This window comes from Streptomyces griseosporeus (assembly GCF_014656055.1).
GTDB lineage: Bacteria > Actinomycetota > Actinomycetes > Streptomycetales > Streptomycetaceae > Streptomyces > Streptomyces griseosporeus.
The window spans coordinates 636,091-652,937 of sequence record NZ_BNBR01000002.1 but is presented as its reverse complement, the minus strand read 5'-3'; the positions used below and the strand labels follow the sequence as shown (position 1 = coordinate 652,937).

Annotated in this window: 14 protein-coding genes; 7 read left to right on the top strand and 7 right to left on the bottom strand. The window is 73.8% G+C overall.

What is annotated here, in order from left to right; genetic code table 11:
• Positions 1 to 42 precede the first annotated feature (42 nt).
• A complete protein-coding gene (gene paaK / locus IE308_RS11940) occupies positions 43 to 1,341 on the bottom strand; it encodes a phenylacetate--CoA ligase PaaK (protein WP_190217857.1) in 1,299 nt (432 codons plus the stop codon).
• A 175-nt stretch (positions 1,342 to 1,516) separates the two neighbouring features.
• Here paaK and IE308_RS11935 point away from each other — a divergent pair, with 175 nt between their 5' ends.
• The 5 genes from IE308_RS11935 (at position 1,517) to IE308_RS11915 (ending at position 5,093) form a co-directional block, all read left to right on the top strand.
• Entirely contained in the window at positions 1,517 to 2,365 is an 849-nt protein-coding gene (locus IE308_RS11935) for an alpha/beta fold hydrolase (RefSeq protein WP_190217856.1), read from the top strand.
• Positions 2,366 to 2,506: 141 nt separating this feature from the next.
• A complete protein-coding gene (locus IE308_RS11930) occupies positions 2,507 to 2,749 on the top strand; it encodes a DUF397 domain-containing protein (RefSeq protein WP_190217855.1) in 243 nt (80 codons plus the stop codon).
• Positions 2,750 to 2,879: 130 nt separating this feature from the next.
• Positions 2,880 to 3,806 carry a universal stress protein gene (locus IE308_RS11925; protein ID WP_190217854.1) on the top strand — a complete coding sequence of 309 codons (927 nt, stop codon included), beginning with the start codon at positions 2,880 to 2,882 and terminating at the stop codon, positions 3,804 to 3,806.
• 22 nt (positions 3,807 to 3,828) lie between these two features.
• A complete protein-coding gene (locus tag IE308_RS11920; protein WP_190217853.1) occupies positions 3,829 to 4,431 on the top strand; it encodes a CGNR zinc finger domain-containing protein in 603 nt (200 codons plus the stop codon).
• A 164-nt stretch (positions 4,432 to 4,595) separates the two neighbouring features.
• Positions 4,596 to 5,093 carry a hypothetical protein gene (locus tag IE308_RS11915; RefSeq protein WP_110626335.1) on the top strand — a complete coding sequence of 166 codons (498 nt, stop codon included), beginning with the start codon at positions 4,596 to 4,598 and terminating at the stop codon, positions 5,091 to 5,093.
• A gap of 15 nt (positions 5,094 to 5,108) precedes the next feature.
• Here IE308_RS11915 and IE308_RS11910 read toward each other — a convergent pair whose 3' ends face one another.
• Together IE308_RS11910 and IE308_RS11905 are read right to left on the bottom strand one after the other, a co-directional pair.
• Complete coding sequence (locus IE308_RS11910; protein ID WP_190217852.1) at positions 5,109 to 7,076, bottom strand: N-acetylmuramoyl-L-alanine amidase; 1,968 nt, start codon at positions 7,074 to 7,076, stop codon at positions 5,109 to 5,111.
• A 271-nt stretch (positions 7,077 to 7,347) separates the two neighbouring features.
• On the bottom strand, positions 7,348 to 8,487 hold the full coding sequence (locus IE308_RS11905) for an aminoglycoside phosphotransferase family protein (protein WP_190217851.1): 1,140 nt from the start codon (positions 8,485 to 8,487) through the stop codon (positions 7,348 to 7,350).
• Between the two features lie 251 nt (positions 8,488 to 8,738).
• Between IE308_RS11905 and IE308_RS11900 the strand changes: the two genes are divergently transcribed.
• Positions 8,739 to 10,238 (top strand): DNA-binding protein NsdB, encoded by a 1,500-nt coding sequence (locus IE308_RS11900; RefSeq protein ID WP_110626332.1) that lies wholly within the window; start codon positions 8,739 to 8,741, stop codon positions 10,236 to 10,238.
• Between the two features lie 59 nt (positions 10,239 to 10,297).
• On the opposite strand, the gene IE308_RS11895 is transcribed toward IE308_RS11900, so the two are convergent.
• The 3 genes from IE308_RS11895 to IE308_RS11885 form a co-directional block, all read right to left on the bottom strand.
• Entirely contained in the window at positions 10,298 to 11,719 is a 1,422-nt protein-coding gene (locus IE308_RS11895; RefSeq protein ID WP_190217850.1) for a PP2C family protein-serine/threonine phosphatase, read from the bottom strand.
• Positions 11,720 to 11,982: 263 nt separating this feature from the next.
• Positions 11,983 to 12,999 carry a Gfo/Idh/MocA family protein gene (locus IE308_RS11890; protein WP_190217849.1) on the bottom strand — a complete coding sequence of 339 codons (1,017 nt, stop codon included), beginning with the start codon at positions 12,997 to 12,999 and terminating at the stop codon, positions 11,983 to 11,985.
• A 66-nt stretch (positions 13,000 to 13,065) separates the two neighbouring features.
• Positions 13,066 to 14,160, bottom strand: a complete 1,095-nt coding sequence (locus IE308_RS11885; protein ID WP_190217848.1) for a baeRF3 domain-containing protein — start codon at positions 14,158 to 14,160, stop codon at positions 13,066 to 13,068.
• Between the two features lie 153 nt (positions 14,161 to 14,313).
• On the opposite strand from IE308_RS11885, the gene IE308_RS11880 reads away from it, so the two are divergent.
• Positions 14,314 to 15,105 (top strand): alpha/beta fold hydrolase, encoded by a 792-nt coding sequence (locus tag IE308_RS11880; protein ID WP_110626328.1) that lies wholly within the window; start codon positions 14,314 to 14,316, stop codon positions 15,103 to 15,105.
• 3 nt (positions 15,106 to 15,108) lie between these two features.
• Here IE308_RS11880 and IE308_RS11875 read toward each other — a convergent pair whose 3' ends face one another.
• Positions 15,109 to 16,695, bottom strand: a complete 1,587-nt coding sequence (locus IE308_RS11875; RefSeq protein ID WP_190217847.1) for an alpha/beta hydrolase — start codon at positions 16,693 to 16,695, stop codon at positions 15,109 to 15,111.
• Positions 16,696 to 16,847: the final 152 nt, after the last annotated feature.

The following is a 16,847-nucleotide window of genomic DNA, read 5'->3' as shown; positions in this document are numbered from 1 at the left end:
GACCGGGGGGTCCCGGCGGGTGCCCGCGCGGGGGTCGCCGGGCTACCGCGGGCGCAGGTCCACGATCCGCCGGATCTTGCCCACCGACCGCTCCAGCGACTCCGGTTCGACGATCTCCACCCCGACCGACACCCCGATGCCGTCCTTCACGGCCGCCGCGATGGACCGGGCGGCCTCCTCGCGGACCTCGGGGCCCGCGTCGGGCCGGGCCTCGGTGCGGACGGTGAGCGCGTCGAGCCGCCCCTCGCGGGTCAGGCGCAGCTGGAAGTGCGGGGCCACACCGGGCGTGCGCAGGACGATCTCCTCGATCTGCGTGGGGAACAGGTTGACCCCGCGCAGGATGACCATGTCGTCACTGCGGCCGGTGACCTTCTGCATCCGCCGGAAGACCCGGGCCGTGCCCGGTAGCAGCCGCGTCAGGTCCCGCGTCCGGTACCGGACGATCGGCATGGCCTCCTTGGTCAGCGAGGTGAACACCAGCTCGCCCTCCTCGCCCTCCGGCAGCACCTCACCGGTGATCGGGTCGACGACCTCCGGGTAGAAGTGGTCCTCCCAGATGTGCAGGCCGTCCTTGGTCTCCACGCACTCCTGGGCGACCCCCGGCCCGATCACCTCGGACAGGCCGTAGATGTCCACCGCGTCGATCCCGAACCGCTGCTCGATCTCCCGGCGCATCTCCTCCGTCCACGGCTCCGCGCCGAAGATCCCCACCTCCAGCGAGGTGGAGCGCGGATCCACCCCCTGCCGTTCGAACTCGTCGAGCAGGGTGAGCATGTACGACGGCGTGACCATGATGATCCGCGGCTTCAGGTCCTGGATCAGCTGCACCTGCCGGGCGGTCATCCCGCCGGAGGCCGGGACGACCGTGCAGCCCAGCCGCTCGGCGCCGTAGTGGGCCCCGAGACCGCCGGTGAACAGGCCGTATCCGTACGCGATGTGCACGGTGTCGCCGGGACGTCCGCCGGCCGCCCGGATCGACCGGGCCACCATGTCCGACCACATCGACAGATCGGCGTCCGTGTACCCGACGACCGTGGGCCGCCCCGTGGTGCCGCTGGAGGCGTGCAGCCGGCGGATCCGCTCCCGGGGCACCGCGAACAGGCCGTCGGGGTAGTTCTCCCGCAGGTCCGCCTTGGTCGTGAACGGGAACCGGGCCAGGTCCGCCAGCGAACGGCAGTCCTCGGGCCGGACCCCCGCCTTGTCGAAGGACTCCCGGTAGAACGGCACGTGCTCGTAGGCGTGCCGCAGCGAGGCCCGCAACCGCTCCAGCTGCAGCTCACGCAGCGCCGCCGCGCCGAGTCGCTCCCCGTCGTCCAGCAGGTCCCTCGTCGCATCCGCCATGGGGACGTCTCCCTCACCAACCATGCCAATCCGGGCGACCGATCATTCGGTCGAGTGCTCGGGATCAGTAATCCAGGACGCCGGACCGGATGCAAGAGGTCAGCCCCCACTTTCTGGCCACGCGGCCCGGCAAACCGCTTGCCCCCGCTCCGGCCCCGGCCCCAAGATCGACACCATGCCGACCTTCACCGCGCCCGACGGAACCGACCTCGCCCACCACGTCCGGGGCGACGGCGAGCCGCTCGTCGTCATCCCCGGCGGACCCATGCGGGCCTCCGCCTACCTCGGCGACCTCGGCGGCCTCGGCGCGCACCGCCGGCTGCACCTGCTCGACCTGCGCGGCACCGGCGACTCCGCGCCCGCCGCCGACCCCGGCAGCTACCGCTGCGACCGCCTGGTCGACGACGTGGAGGCCTTCCGCGAACACCTCGGCCTGGAGCGCATGGACCTGCTCGGCCACTCCGCCGGCGGCAGCCTCGCCGCCCTCTACGCGACCCGCCACCCCGAGCGCGTCTCCCGCCTCGCGCTGATCACCACCGCCGTACGCCCCCTCGGCCTGCGCGCGACGCCCGAGGACCGGCTGGCGGCGGCCCGGCTGCGGGAGAGCGAGCCGTGGTTCGACAAGGCCTACCCGAAGCTCCGGGCATGGCTGGCGGGAGACGCCGAGTACGACGACGACTTCACCCCTTTCTTCTACGGCCGCTGGGACACGGCCGCCCAGGCGCACGCGGCAGCCGAACTGGAACAGACCAACGAGGAGGCGTGCGACCTCTACTACGACGGCATCGAGACCGCCGTCGACCCCGCAGCACTCCGCGCCGCCCTGACCCGCCTCACCGCGCCGGTCCTGCTCCTCGCCGGCGGGCTCGACGGAGGACCGAGCCCCGAGCTGGCCCGGCGCACCGCCGAGGCGTTCCCGCACGCCACAGTCGCCGTGCAGCCCGGCGTCGGCCACTACCCGTGGCTGGACGACCCCGAGGCGTTCACCGCCCGCCTGCGCGCCTTCCTCGACGACGGACGGTGACGGCGGCGGGTCCGCCCGTGCTCCTGGGGCTGGTGGGACGGCCACGCCCGGGCCGCGGAAAGTCCACCTCACGTGGCCTGTCGGCGGTGGGACGCGATCGCTAGTCTGGCCGCGGACGACGGATGCGGGAGGAGCACGGACGTGGCCGAGACCACCACCCAGCAGCAGCCGCTCAAGGGCTGGGACAAGCCGGACCTGGATCTGAGCAACGCCGAATGGCAGTCCGGCAGCCGAGGGCTGGGAGATGTCCAGATCGCCTTTGTCGAGGGGTTCATCGCGATGCGCAACAGCGGTCGCCCGGAGAGCCCGTCCCTGATCTTCACACCCGCGGAATGGGGCGCGTTCGTGTCGGGCGCCCGGGAAGGGGAGTTCGACCTGACCTGACCCCGCGGTCCGAACCGGCGGTGTCGGGCACGGATTTCCGGACACGCGACCCGCGGAAGCCCTCCCGGGGCCGTCCCTGAGCGAGGCTGGCCCCGGGAAGACGAAGGTCGCATCCGGAAGCGAGGGCACCATGAGCACCCAGCCGGTCGTCGTGGGGGTCGACGGATCCGAGGACAGCCTGCGTGCCCTGGACTGGGCCGCCGACGCCGCCCGCCGGCGCGCCGCGCCGCTGCGGGCCGTCCATGTACGGCAGTACGCCGCCTGGACCCAGCCCGGCGGCCCGATCGTCGTACCGCCGGAACCGGACGAGGACCCGGTCCTGGCCGACGTACGCGCCCGGCTCGCGGACCGCGCCGACCTGCCGGAGGCCGAGTACGTCGGCCTCGACGGAGCGCCCGGCGTGCTCCTGCCCGAACTGGGGGCCGACGCCCAGCTCCTGGTCCTCGGCTCCCGCGGCCGCGGCGGCTTCGCCAGCCTGCTGCTCGGCTCCAACGGCCTGGCCGCCGCACGGGACGCCGAGTGCCCCGTCGTGGTCGTGCCGCGGCCCGGCCGCGAGGTCCACGAGGCCCTGCCGGTCGAGCCGGGGCCGCGGGTCGTCGTCGGCCTCAACGTGGAGGGCCCCGACGACGCCGTCCTCGACTTCGCCTTCGCCGAGGCCGCGCTGCGCGACGCCCGTCTCCAGGTGGTCGCCGCCTACCCGTGGCCGATCCAGACCTGGGCGGCCCCCGGCGAGATCCTGCCGCCCGCCGTCGACCAGGCGGCCGTGGAGAGCGAGACCTGGATCCTCGCCGAGGGCTTCCTCGCCCCGCACCGCGAACGTCACCCGGATGTGCGGGCCGACGGGTACGCCGCCCCCGGCGACGCGGCCGGACACCTCGTCGCCGCCTCCAAGGACGCCGAGCTGGTCGTCGTGGGCCGCCACCGGCGCCGCCTGCTCGCCCCCGCCCGCATGCTCGGCTCGGTCACCCAGGCCGTCCTGCTGCACGCGGCGGCCCCGGTCGCGGTGGTGCCCCCGCTGCCGACGGAGGAACGCACCGACGGCGGCTCCGACGGCTGAGGGCGCCGCCTATCATCGGCGCATGCAGGACACGATCGGCCCCGACGCCCGGCTCGCCCTCGACCTCGCGCTGACCGTCCGGCACGACGGGAACGGCGGGGTCGCCGACGACCTCGCCGACCCCGCCGGACTCACCGCCTGGGTGCGCGCCCACCCCGAGGCCGTCCCGCACGCCGACTACTACGTCGCCGACGACGCCGCCCTCGCCGCCGTCCGCGACCTGCGCGCCGCCGTCCGCGCCCTCTTCGCCCGCGCCGTACGCCCCGCTGCCCCGAGCCCCGCCGACGCCGCCCGCCTGCTCCCCGTACCGGAGGCCCTCCACCGCCTGAACACTGCCGCCGCCCGCCGGCCCACGGTGCCCGAGCTGGTGTGGCCCGAGGACGCCGACCCGCAGCTCCGGCGGAACCCGGTCACCGGCGCCGACGACCTCACCGCCGCCCTCGCCCAGGCGGCCGTCGCCTTCCTGACCGGCCCGCACCGCCAGCGCCTGCGGGCCTGCCACGCCCCCCGCTGCGTCCGCTACTTCCTGAAGGACCACCCCCGCCAGGAATGGTGCAAGCCGTCCTGCGGCAACAGGGCCAGGGTGGCCCGCCACCACCAGCGCCACAAAGCGCCCTCGGCCTGACGGCCCAGGGTGGGCGTGTCCACCCCGGGGCGCGGGGCTGTATCGATGTGCGGCTCCGCCGCGTGGGCGCGACGAGCACGACGCTTCCGCACCCGGACGACGGCCATGCCACCCTTGACGCTCCCTCGAACCCACCGCCGGACGGCACGCCGTACCATTGCGTCATGTCGTTCCTCCGCCGCCGCAGCGCCACCCCCGCAGGCCCCGACTTTGACGTACTGGCCATGGACCCGGGCGACTGGCCCGGAAACCTCGGCGCCGGCCTGCTCCCCGCGCCCGACGGCAGCTGCCAGGGCGTCTTCCTGCGCTACGACCTGTTCGGCGGCCGCGGCCCCGCGATGATCATCGGCAACCTCCCCGAGGGCTCCCCGGCCCGCGAGACCGCCGAGGGCGAGATCCCCTTCGAGGTGGCCCAGCTGCTGCTCGCGCTGGAGAACGACGAGGAGGTGACCGTCGTCGGCACCGAGGACGTGCCGGTCATGCAGGGCGACAACCTCCTCATCGTGCGCCGCCTGAAGCTGTCGGAGTCCCGGATCTCCTGCGTCCAGTTCGACCGCAGCGACAACGTCCTGGTCACCATCGCAGCCTGGGACCGCCCCATCACCGACGACCTGTACGCCCTGCTGAAGCCGCTCCCGGCGGAACTGTTCCAGCAGGGCTGAGGCCCGCGGCCCGCGTCACCCGGCCGACGGCACCACCCGCACGTCGGCCGCGCGCACGAACGCGACGCGGTGCCCGAACTGGATCTCGTAGTACAGGTCCTTGCCGATCACGACCCGGTGCGAGTCGGTGGTGAAGGTGACCGCGTAGTAGTACTCGCCGGGCACCTGGTCACCGGCCACGTACGCCTGCCCGGCGAGCAGCTTGTACGGCAGCGGCGACACCGCCTGCTTCGGCACCCCCGCCGGGTACGCCGACGCCTCCGGGTAAGCACGCCCGTACACCGGGACGCTCGCCACGCCCTCCTTCGGCGTCACCAGCTTCCCCGTCGAGGCGACCGCCGTCGGCTGGTCCTTCGGGTTGCGGAACCAGGCCTTCTGGCCGAGGTACCAGATCGCCGTCCAGTCGCCCCACCGGTCCGCCACCGCGAACTGCTGGCCCGTGGACACCCGCGAGGACAGGTCGTTCACCCCGGTCGTCGGGGTCGTGCCCAGGCCGATGTCCTTGATCAGGGCGGAGTTCTCGTCGTGGTCGGAGTGCAGGCGCACCTCGCTGGAGCCGTGCGCCGGGCACGGCACGCCCTTGGCCGTGCAGCCCGTGTAGACCGGCCGGTTGGCCGCGTACTCCGGCAGGATCGTCACCACGCTGTCGCCGTTGCGCGGACCCGTGCGCTGCAAAGGCCGGCCCAGCAGCTCGAAGTAGTGCCGCCAGTCCCAGTACGGGCCCGGGTCGGTGTGCATACCGGGGATCGTGCCGGTCGTCGGGCCGGGCACGGTGTCGTGGCCCAGGATGTGCTGCCGGTCCAGCGGGATGTCGTACTTCTCCGCCAGGTACTTCACCAGCCGCGCCGACGCCCGGTACATCGCCTCCGTGTACCAGGCGTCCGGCTGCGCGAGGAAGCCCTCGTGCTCCAGGCCGATCGACTCCGCGTTGACGTACCAGTTGCCCGCGTGCCAGGCCACGTCCTTCGCCTTGACGTGCTGGGCGATGTGACCGTCGGTGGAGCGCAGCGAGTAGTTCCAGGAGACGTACGTCGGGTCCTGGACCAGGTTGATGACGCCGTCCCAGCCGCCCTCCGTGTCGTGCACGACGATGTACCGGATGCGCTGCGAGGCGGGGCGGTCGCCGAGGTCGTGGTTGCCGTAGTCGCCGTCCCCGAACTCCTCGTAGGGTGCCGGGATCCACTCGCAGGACACCGACGGCGGGCACTCGGTGTTCGCGTCGGACGCGGCCCGCAGGCCCGCACGGCCCAGTTGGGCCGTCTCGGGGACCAGGCCGGGCTGGGCGGCCAGGGCCACCGGCTGCCCGGAGTCGGTGACGCGCTCCTCGCCGGTGCGCAGCACGTCGTACACGTCGTTCGCGTACACCGCCGCCGTCGCGGTGTCGTCGGCGCCGGAGAACCGGGCCACCGCCCCGTACCAGTCGGCCGGGTCCTCGCTCAGCGGTTCGCCCAGCTCGCGCTGTGCCGCCGCGAGCAGGGCCGCGCCGCCCGCGATGTTGGCGGCCTCGTCGGTCCGCAGCTCCTCGGCGGGGATGCCGGTCAGCTCGGCCGCCTTCGGCAGGGTCTCCAACCGGGCGGGCAGGGCGGCCGGTTCCGGGATCTCCGCGGTGGGGTGCAGGGCCGGGCGGGACTCGTCGCCTCGCGGGTCCTCCGTGCCCTCGCTGTGGTGCGGCACCGAGGCGAGCGCGGTCCGCGCGTCGGTGAGGTGCATGGGCCCGTAGCCGCCCGTCACGCTCGGCGCGCCCCCGTGCCCGTCCCAGCGGGACTGCAGGTAGGAGACGCCGAGCAGGACGCTCTGCGGCACGTGGTACTCGGCCGCAGCGGCGGCGAACGCCCGCTGGAGACCGCCGCCCGAGGAGTCGGCGGGCGCGGGCGCGGCCGCGAGCAGCGGCACCAGCAGCGCCGCCGACGCGAGCGTGCCGGCGGCCGCCCGCGCGGGTCTGCGGCCCGGGGTGGACGTGGGGTCGGTGGCGGATCCTCGCAATGCGGCCTCCTGGGGCGTGGGGCTGGCGGGGCGTGCGGGGCCGGACCCGGTCAGTGGTACCGGCTCTCCGACGATCCGTCAATCATGCCCGCGGCCCGGCGATTTCCCACGTCAGCAGGGGGTCGGGCGAGTTTCGCGGCGCCGCCCGGCGGGCCTGCGGCGCGTCACTGGACTACACCAATGGGCGCCAGCGACGGCACACACGGAAAGACCCGCGGTGCACCGGATCCGGCGCACCGCGGGTCTTCCTTGCCCTTGTCGCGAGTTCCCTTCAGCGCGTCCCGACCGCCGCGCGGACGGCCCGGCGGACCATCTGGCAGTCGTCGTGCAGCCGCCGCAGCAGCAGCCGCAGCTCCTCGCCGGACGGCACGGCACCCTGGGGAGCGGCACCGGTGGCCGCCGGCGGCGCCTCGTGCATCGAACGCTGCACGGCCGTCTCGTAGGTGCGGATCTCACGCGTCAGCACGAGCATCAGGTTCACCAGGAAGGCGTCCCGCGCGGCCGGTCCCGGCGCCTGCGCGAGCTGGCTGATCTGACGCCGGGCCACCGGCGTGTCTCCGAGCACCGACCACAGCGTCGCCAGGTCGTACCCCGGCAGGTACCAGCCGGCGTGCTCCCAGTCCACCAGCACCGGGCCGGCCGGGGAGACCAGGATGTTCGACAGCAGCGCGTCGCCGTGGTTGAACTGGCCCATGCCGCCGCGGCCCGCCGCGTGCGCGATGCCGTGCAGCAGCTTCTGCAGGTCGCCCAGGTCCCGGTCGGTCAGCATGCCCAGCTCGTGGTAGCGGGAGATACGGGCCGCGTAGTCCAGCGGGGCGTCGAACGTGCCCGCCGGAGGCCGCCAGGCGTTCAGCCGGCAGATCGCCGCCAGCGCCGCCCGGATGTCCGCCCGCGGCGGTGCCTCCACCGGGTGCCGCTGCAGGGCCGCCACACGTCCCGCCATCCGCTCCACGATCAGGGTGCCGTTGTCCGGGTCCGCCGCGATGAGCCGCGGCACACGCACCGGGGGCCGGTGCCGGACGAACGTGCGATATGCCGCTATCTCGTGCCGGTACCGCTCGGCCCAGACGGGGGAGTGGTCCAGTAAACACTTGGCGACGGCCGTGCTGCGTCCCGTCGTGCCGACCAGGAGCACGGAGCGTCCGCTGCGACGCAGCACCTGCACGGGGGCGAACTCCGGGCAGATCCGATGCACCGACGCGAGCGCCGTACGCAGCTGGGCGCCCTGAGGGCCGGACAGGTCGAGCCTCCCGCTGAGCGGTTGGGCGCCGAGCCCCGCGGGACGCCGGCCGAGGCCCGCCCCGAGGACGGGGGCCGCGGGACGCGCGGGGTCCAGGTAGGGGCCGGTGCCCGTGGGACGGGGGCGCAGCGGCCGGGGCGGGGCGGACACGGAGGACGATGCTGCGTACATGGGCGAAACAGATCCCTTCGTGTGCCTGCGAGTCGAAACGCTGCCCCGGCCCGGCCGCAGGGTGCACCCTGGGGAATGCGCCCGTCGCGGGTTCGCGATCGGGTGGCGACCGGGTCGGGGTGGCGCGTTCCTACCTGACACCCGTCGCCCGGTGGCACACCATCTGGCGCACCCTGGCGAACCCTGGCGAATAGTCGCCCGGCACCTTCCCCGGGGCTACTGTCAACTCAGCCGAGAACCTGGGGGCTTGAGTGAGCGGACAACCCAACACCCGACTCGCGGACCTGTTCGGCCTGGCCGGCTGGTCCAAGGGAGAGCTCGCGAGGCTGGTCAACAAGCAGGCGGCGGCCATGGGCCACCCCCAGCTGGCGACCGACACCTCGCGGGTGCGGCGGTGGATCGACATGGGAGAGATCCCGCGCGATCCGGTGCCGCGGGTGCTGGCGGCCCTGTTCACCGAGCGTCTCGGCCGTGTCGTGACCATCGAGGATCTCGGTCTGGTCCGGCGCGGGCGTGCGGGGAAACGGCAGGGCGGCGGGAGCGTCGAGCATCCCGACGGAGTGCCGTGGGCGCCCGAGCGGACCGCCGCGGTCCTCACCGAATTCACGGGAATGGACCTCATGCTCAACCGACGCGGCTTGGTGGGCGCGGGTGCCGCGCTCGCCGCGGGCTCCGCACTCAGCAGCGCCATGCACGACTGGCTGCACACCGATCCGGCCCTGTCCGCCGACGCTCCGGCCATCGACCATCCCCTCAACGCCGACCCCGCTGGGTTCGACCGCTACGAGGCCGCCCCCATCGGGTACGAGGAGATCGAGGAACTGGAGCGCTCCGTCGAAGTGTTCCGCGCCTGGGACGCCGCCCGCGGCGGCGGCCTCCAGCGCAAGGCGGTGGTGGGACAGCTCAACGAAGTGGGCGGCATGCTCGCCTACCGCCACCCTCCCCACCTCCAGCGGCGCCTGTGGGGCGTCGCCGCCAACCTCGCCGTCCTCGCGGGCTGGATGTCGCACGACGTCGGCCTGGAACCCACCGCCCAGAAGTACTTCGTCATCGCCGCGCACGCGGCCAGAGAGGGCGGTGACCGGCCCCGGGCCGGCGAGGCCCTGTCCCGGGCGGCGCGCCAGATGGTGCACCTGGGCCGGCCCGACGAGGCCCTGGACCTGATGAAGCTCGCCCAGTCCGGCTCCGGCGACCAGCTGCTGCCGCGCACCCGGGCGATGTTCCACACCATCGAGGCCTGGGCGCAGGCGTCGATGGGCAAGGGCCAGGCGATGCGCCGCACCCTCGGCCGGGCGGAGGACCTGTTCGTCTCCGACCGCGGCGACGCCGAGCTGCCCAACTGGATGCAGACCTTCAAGGACGAGGACCTGTACGGCATGCAGGCCCTGGCCTACCGCACGCTGGCCGAGCACGAGCCGGGCGCGGCCGTGCACGCCCAGTACTACGCGGAGAAGGCGCTGTCCCTGCGCAACGACGGCCGGGAGCGGTCGAAGATCTTCGACCATCTCTCCATGGCGTCGGCCTGCTTCATCGCCGACGACCCCGAGCAGGCGGACCGGTACGCGCGCCTGGCCCTGATGTCCATGGGCTCCAACTCCTCGCGCCGCACCTGGGACCGGCTGCGGGAGATGTACCGGCTCACCGCCGAGTACGCCGGCTACCCGAAGATCCAGCAGCTGCGCGAGGAGATCATGCAGGCCCTGCCCAAGGGGAAAGGGGGCCGGGGCGGCGCCGCGAACGCGCAGGCCTAGGGCGCTGCGCGCTCACACCATGACGTCGCCCGCACCACTCAGGACGTCACCGGCACCGCTCAGGACGTCACCTGCGCCACCAGCACACAGGCGTCGTCCTCGCGTTCGCCCGCGCCGAACTCCTCGGCCACCGCCCGCACGCAGTCCTGCGCGGTGCGCGCCCCGGCCAGCCGGGGGCCCAGGTCGAGGAGGCGGGGCGTCGCGGAGGCGCCGCCGCGCTGGGGCACCAGCCCGTCGGTGTGCAGGACCAGCAGGTCGCCCACCTGGAGGGTCTCCTCGGCCTGGCCGTAGGAGGCGCCCGGGGTGGCGCCGAGCGGGACGCCGTCCGGCGGGTCCAGCCGGCGCCCCGTCCCGTCGCGGAACAGCAGCGGGGCGGGGTGTCCGGCCTGCGCCCACACCAGGGTGCGGGTCGCGGGACGGTAGCGGCAGCACAGCGCGCTGCCCAGGGTGGGCCGGACGGTGGCGTCGAGCATCTGGTTGAGCAGCGCCATCAGCTGCCCGGGCCGGGTGCCGGCCATCGCCATGCCGCGCACGGCGCCGAGCAGCGTCGCCATGTGGGAGGCGGCCGCGGGGCCGTGTCCGGCCAGGTCGCCGACGCTGAGCAGGGTGTCGCCGCCGGTCAGCTCCAGGGCGTCGTACCAGGTCCCGCCGGCCGTCGCGTCCACGGTGGCCGGGAGGTAGTGCGCGGCGAGGTCGAGGGTGCCGGGACCCTGGGACGGGAGTCGCAGGGAGCCGCGCCACGGGGGCGGCACGGCTTCCTGCGACTCGACCGCGACCCGCTGCTCCGTCCGCGTGCGCTGCCGGTGGCGTCGGAGCGAGTCACGGGTCTCGCTCACCGCCTGCTGACTGCGTCGCAGGGCGCTGACGTCGCGCAGCACGGCCCACATGGAGGCGGTGCTGCCGTCGGCGTCGAGCACGGGTTCGCCCATCATGTGCACGGTCCGCACCTCGCCGTCGGGGCGGACGATGCGGAACTCCCCGTCGATCGGTTTGGCGTCGACCAGGCAGTCGGTGACCATCGCGGTCAGCCGGGGCCGGTCCTCCTCCAGGACCACCGAGGGCAGTTCGTCGAGGGTGAGCGGGGGAGCGGTCGGGGCGCGGCCGAGGATCCGGTACAGCTCCCCGGACCAGGACGCCTCGTCGGTGAGCAGATTCCACTCGGCGCTGCCGACCCGGCTCAGCAGGGACTCGTCCGTCGGCTCCTCGTCGGCCGGCTCGCCGTCCGCCGGTTCGGGCCCGGGCGGCGGCCCCTCCCGCAACTGGGCCAAGTGTGCGTCCAGATCCTCGAGTTGGTGGAGTGCCAGGTCGTACAGGGCGCGCTGCCACCGCTCCTGCGGATCCGTGCCGTCCCCGCTGTGCGCGTCCCGTCGTACCGCGTTCATGTCGCCCTTGAGCCGTCGCGTCTGCGATATCAACGCGTCCACCGAGCCGCGTCCGGGCGGCTGGGCGGCTGGGCGGTCCGCAGAGAGATGGGACGGCATGACGCACTCCGATGCGGGAACGGTTCGACCAGGGCGGACGGGTGGGCCGTTACGACTGTTGCACAGCCCGCGACGCCGTGTAAGGGATTCGGCAACACACGATACGGTGATGCATCCGGCATATGCCAGAGTCTTCCCGGACGGTTTGCCGCACGCGGTCCGCATCAGGTGTCGAGGGCACCAAATGGTAGACCACGTACGGCATTTGACGGTGCGTCGCATGCGTGCGCGAGGGGCCGTTCAGGCGTTCGACGCTCGTACGTTCAGGCCCGGTAGAGGGCGGGCCGCGGACCCAGCTCCACGCCCACCCGCTCCCCCGTCTCCAGGGACCGCACCCCGGCCTCGGCGACCGCGGAGACCGCGTACCCGTCCCAGGCGGTCGGCCCGGTGACGCGGCCCTGCCGGGTGGCGTCCACCCAGGCCTGCACCTCGCGGTCGTAGGCGTCGGCGAACCGGACGAGGTAGTCCTGCGGCACCTCGGTGCGGTCCTCGCCGGCCCGGGCGACCCGCATGCCGTGGTCCTCGCCGATGCGTGCGCTGCCCGCCTCGCACACCGCCTCGCAGCGCACCTGGTAACCGAAACCGCAGTTGACGAACACCTCCACGTCGACCAGCGCGCCCCGCTCGGTCTCGAAGAGCGCGAACTGCGGGTCGACGAGCCCCGCCGGGGCGCCGCCCGAGGAACGCGGCCGCAGCACGCGCACCGCGGTCAGCTCCTCGCCGAGCAGCCACCGCGCGGCGTCGATCTCGTGCGACACCGAGCTGTTGACCAGCATCGCGCTGGTGAAGTCCGGCGGCGACGCCACATTGCGGTGCGTGCAGTGCAGCATCAGCGGACGCCCGAGCCGCCCGGTGTCCAGCAGCGCCTTCAGCCGGCGGTACTCGGTGTCGTACCGGCGCATGAACCCGATCTGCGCCAGCCGCCGTCCGAGCCGCGCCTCCGCCTCCACCACCCGCAGCGCCCCCGCCGCGTCCGGTACCATGGGCTTCTCGCACAGCACGGGCAGCCCCCGTGCGAAGGCCGCGAGCAGCGCCTCCTCGTGCGCGGGCCCGGGCGAGGCGACGAGTACGGCGTCCACGCCGCCGGCGTCGAGCGCGGCCTCCGCCTCCGCGTGCACCGTCACCCCGTCGATCCCGCCCACGGCCTCCTTCGCCCGGGCGGTGTCCGGATCGGCCACGGCGGCGACCCGCGCCCCGCTCACCACCTGATCGAGACGCCGTATGTGGTCCGCTCCCATGTGGCCGGCCCCGAGGACGGCCACCCCCAGCAGATCGCTCACCAGCACTCCTTCCGTACCGGCCCCAGCCTTGCACGGCCGTCAAGAGTGTCTGCGGCGACGATCGCCTCAGTACCGGAGGACGCCCGCGATCCCCTCCGCGTCCTCCAGCATGCCGTCGGGGACGAACCGCACCTCCGCCCCGGTCTCCAGGCACTGCTCCACGATCTCGTCGACGATGTCCGACCGCCCGTCGAGGTCGTCGCTCGCGGCCGGTTCCAGGTGGTCCCCCACGTCACGGACCGTCACCTTGTAGTTCTCCTCGACCGCGAGCAGCCGGACCCGGCCCTCGCGGGCGCTCTGCCAGACCTCGTCGAGACCGGCCGCGTAGGTCCTGCGTCCGCGCGCCGAGGTGAGTTCCCGGGCCACGTCGTCGGCCGCCCGGCGCAGTTCGGCCTCGTGCACGGGCCGCACCGCCTGCCACACCGCCTCGGGCGTGGCATGGGCGAGGCCGCCGTGCCGGATGTGCACCGCGCCCTTCGCGACGGCGCCCACCTCGTCGAGCAGGGAGAGCGCGGCCTCCTCGCCGGTGACGTACACCGGCCGCGGCTCGTCCCGCAGGACGGAGGACATCGCCGTGTCGGCCTCGCGCAGGAACTGCCGGGTGCCCTCGTCGCGGAAGGTGCTCGGCTGGTCGCCGATCCGCTCCTGCCGCTCGGCGTCGAAGTTGGGGCGGCTGCGGGTCAGCGGGAAGCCTCCGGCGCGTTCCGCGGTGACCCGGTCGGCGCCGCCGCTCCACAGCGTGACGCGGTCCGCCGAGACCGACAGAACCCAGAACGGGCGTTCGGCGGCCTGCGCGGAGACCAGGTTGCGGGTGAGGAAGGTGTCCGAGAGGACCACCCGCTCAGGTACCGCGCGGCCCAGCGACCACACCTGGTGCTCGCCCGGCGCGGCGAAGATCACCAGACCGTCCTCGGCATGGGCCAGGTCCACCTCGGCCAATGCCCGGTCGAGTTCCTGCACGACGTCGGCCCGGCGTTCCCGGGAGACCGCCGGATCGGACTCCAGCTGCCGCTTGGCCTCGGCCACGGCGTTGCGCAGCCGGACACGGTCCTGGGTGTTCAAGGGGTCGCGGCGGTGCGTCGGCGTCAGCACGGACACCGCGGGATAGGGCCGCGGACGGCGCAGTTCGGCGAGGGTCGCGGGACTGAGTGCGTGCTCCATAGCAGCACCATACGGGTGAATCACCTTTCGGGCATTCGGGGCTGAACGTGCCGTACCGACCAGGTGACGGCTGCCGCCCGGGGCATTACGCTACCGGCCAGTAACCGGCCCTTGTCCCGGACCGGTGCCCCGGCCGCACTCCAGGAGACGCCCATGCCGCAGCTCGATGTCGACGGCGCGACGCTGACGTACGACGACGAGGGGCCCCGCGACAGCGGCGCCGCGCCCCTGGTGTTCGTCCACGGATGGACGGCGAACCGGCACCGCTGGGACCACCAGACGGCGCACTTCTCCGCCACGCGCCGGGTGGTCCGCCTCGACCTGCGCGGCCACGGCGACAGCAGCGGGGCCGGGCTGCGCACCATCGACGAGGTTGCGGCGGACGTCCTCGCCCTCCTCGACCACCTGCACATCGAGCGCTGCGTCCTGGTCGGCCACTCCATGGGCGGCATGACCGCCCAGGCCATCGCCCTGTCCCACCCCGAGCGGGTGGAGCGGCTGGTCCTGGTCAACTCCATCAGCCGCATGGCCTACAGCCGCGGCCGGGCCCTGCTGATGGCGGCGTCGGCCCGCGTCCCCTTCAAGCTGTTCGTCGCCGCCAACATCCAGCGCGCCTTCGCCCCCGGCTACCCCCGCGAGGAGATCCGCGCCCACGTCCGGGCCTCCGCCGGCACCCCGCGCGAGGTCGTCATGACGCTGTACGGCGCCATGCGGGCGTTCGACGTCCTCGACCGGGTCGGTGAGATCCGCGTCCCCACCCTGCTCGTGCACGGCCTGCACGACATCCAGCTGCCGGTACGGCAGATGCTGCGCATGGCGGCGGCCTACCCGGACGCGGTGGTGCGCATCGTCGACGCCGGCCACGAACTGCCGGTGGAGAAGCCGGCCCAGCTGACCGCCGCCCTGGAGTCGTTCCTGCGCACCACCGCACCGGCCCCGGCCTGAGCCCTAGGGGGCGTTCTCCTCGGGCCCGCACGAGCTGCCGCTCGGCGGCAGCGTGCCGTACAGCAGGAACGTGTCGACCTTGCCGTGCACGCACTTGGAGGACGCGTAACCGGTGTGGCCCTCGCCCCGGTTGTCGAGCACGACCGCCGACGAGCCGAGCCGCTCGGCCGTCTCCACCGTCCAGCGGTACGGCGTCGCCGGGTCGCCGCGCGTGCCGACGAGCAGCATCTTCGGCGTGTCGAGGTCCCTGACCTTCTCGCGGATGTAGTCCGTGCCCTTGGGGCGGCCGTAGCACATCAGCACCTCCGTCAGGCGGTACTGCCCGAACACGGGGGACGCGTGGTCGTACGCCGCCCGCAGCCGGTCCAGCTCGCGCGTGAGCCGGGCGGCGTCGGGGCGGTCGGGGTCGTCGGCGCAGTTGATCGCCATGAGCGCCGCGGGAAGGTTGTCCAGCGGCACGTCCTCCGGGTCCACCAGCGCGCCGACGGCGGCCCGCTGCCGCAGCGGCAGGGCGTAACCGCCGGTCGAGAAACCGGCGATGCCGGTCGCGTCGCCGTCCTCCACCAGCTCGGCGAGGGCCCGCTCCAGCGACGGCCACAGGTCCTTGCTGTAGAGCGCCTGCCCGAAGGCGCCCACCAGGTCCTGGCCGGTGAACGGCTGACCGAAGCCCGTCGGCAGCGGGTCCCGGTCGAGGGAGCGCACCAGCTTGACGACGTCCTCCCGCGCGGAGCGGGCGTCCTGCCCGAACGGGCACGCGATGTCCTTCACGCACCAGTCGACGAAGTCGTCCAACGCCACCTGCTGCCCGTGGGCGCCCGCGAGGGCCTGCTCGGTCATCGGCTCGGTCAGCGTGTCCACGCCGTCGAGGGCGATGCGGCCCACCTTGCCGGGGAACTCCGCCGCGTACACCGCGCCGAGCCGGGTGCCGTAGGAGAAGCCGAGGTAGTTGAGCTTCCGGTCGCCGAGCGCCTGCCGCATCACGTCCAGGTCCCGCGCCGCGTCCACGGTGCCGATGTGCCGCAGCACCGGACCCGAGTGCTCGGTGCACGCGGCGGCCGCGGTGCGCAGCTGCCGGAGCACCTTCGCGGGATCGTCGAGGCTCGTGCTCCCCTCGATGGCCGCCAGCGCGCTGTCGCTGCCGTCGCCGCAGCTGACGGGGGAGGAGCGGCCCACCCCGCGCGGGTCGAAGGAGACCACGTCGTAGTTGTCGGTCAGCCCCATGAAGTCCTTGCCGCCCACGGCCAGCTGGGCCACGCCCGGGCCGCCCGGGCCGCCGAAGTTCAGCACCACCGAGCCGATCCGGTGCCCGGTCGCGCGGTAGCGGGCCACCGCGAGGTCCAGGGTGGGCCCGCCGGGCCGGGCGTAGTCGAGGGGGACGGTGACCTTCCCGCACTGCAGGTCCTTGGGCATCCCGTCGCCCTTGCACCTGGTCCAGGACACCTTCTGGTCGTAGAACCGGCCGAGATCGGGCCGGGACGCACCGTCCCCGGCCGCCGCCGGCAGCCCGGCGGTCACCAGGGCGAGAACGGCGGTGCCCAGGAGCGCGCCGCGCCGCAGCGCCGCGCACCGCGTTGACAGCTTGGCCTGCATCCGTGCCTCCAGGGCGCCCGTCGCGGACCGGAACCTGCGCCCAGCGCTCACCCTATGCGGCACCCACGGGCCCCCGCCTCCCGGCGTGCGCCCGGACCTGCGAGGCCTTACCCTGCGCCACCCCTCGTCACCTTGTGTGGCCGTACGACCGG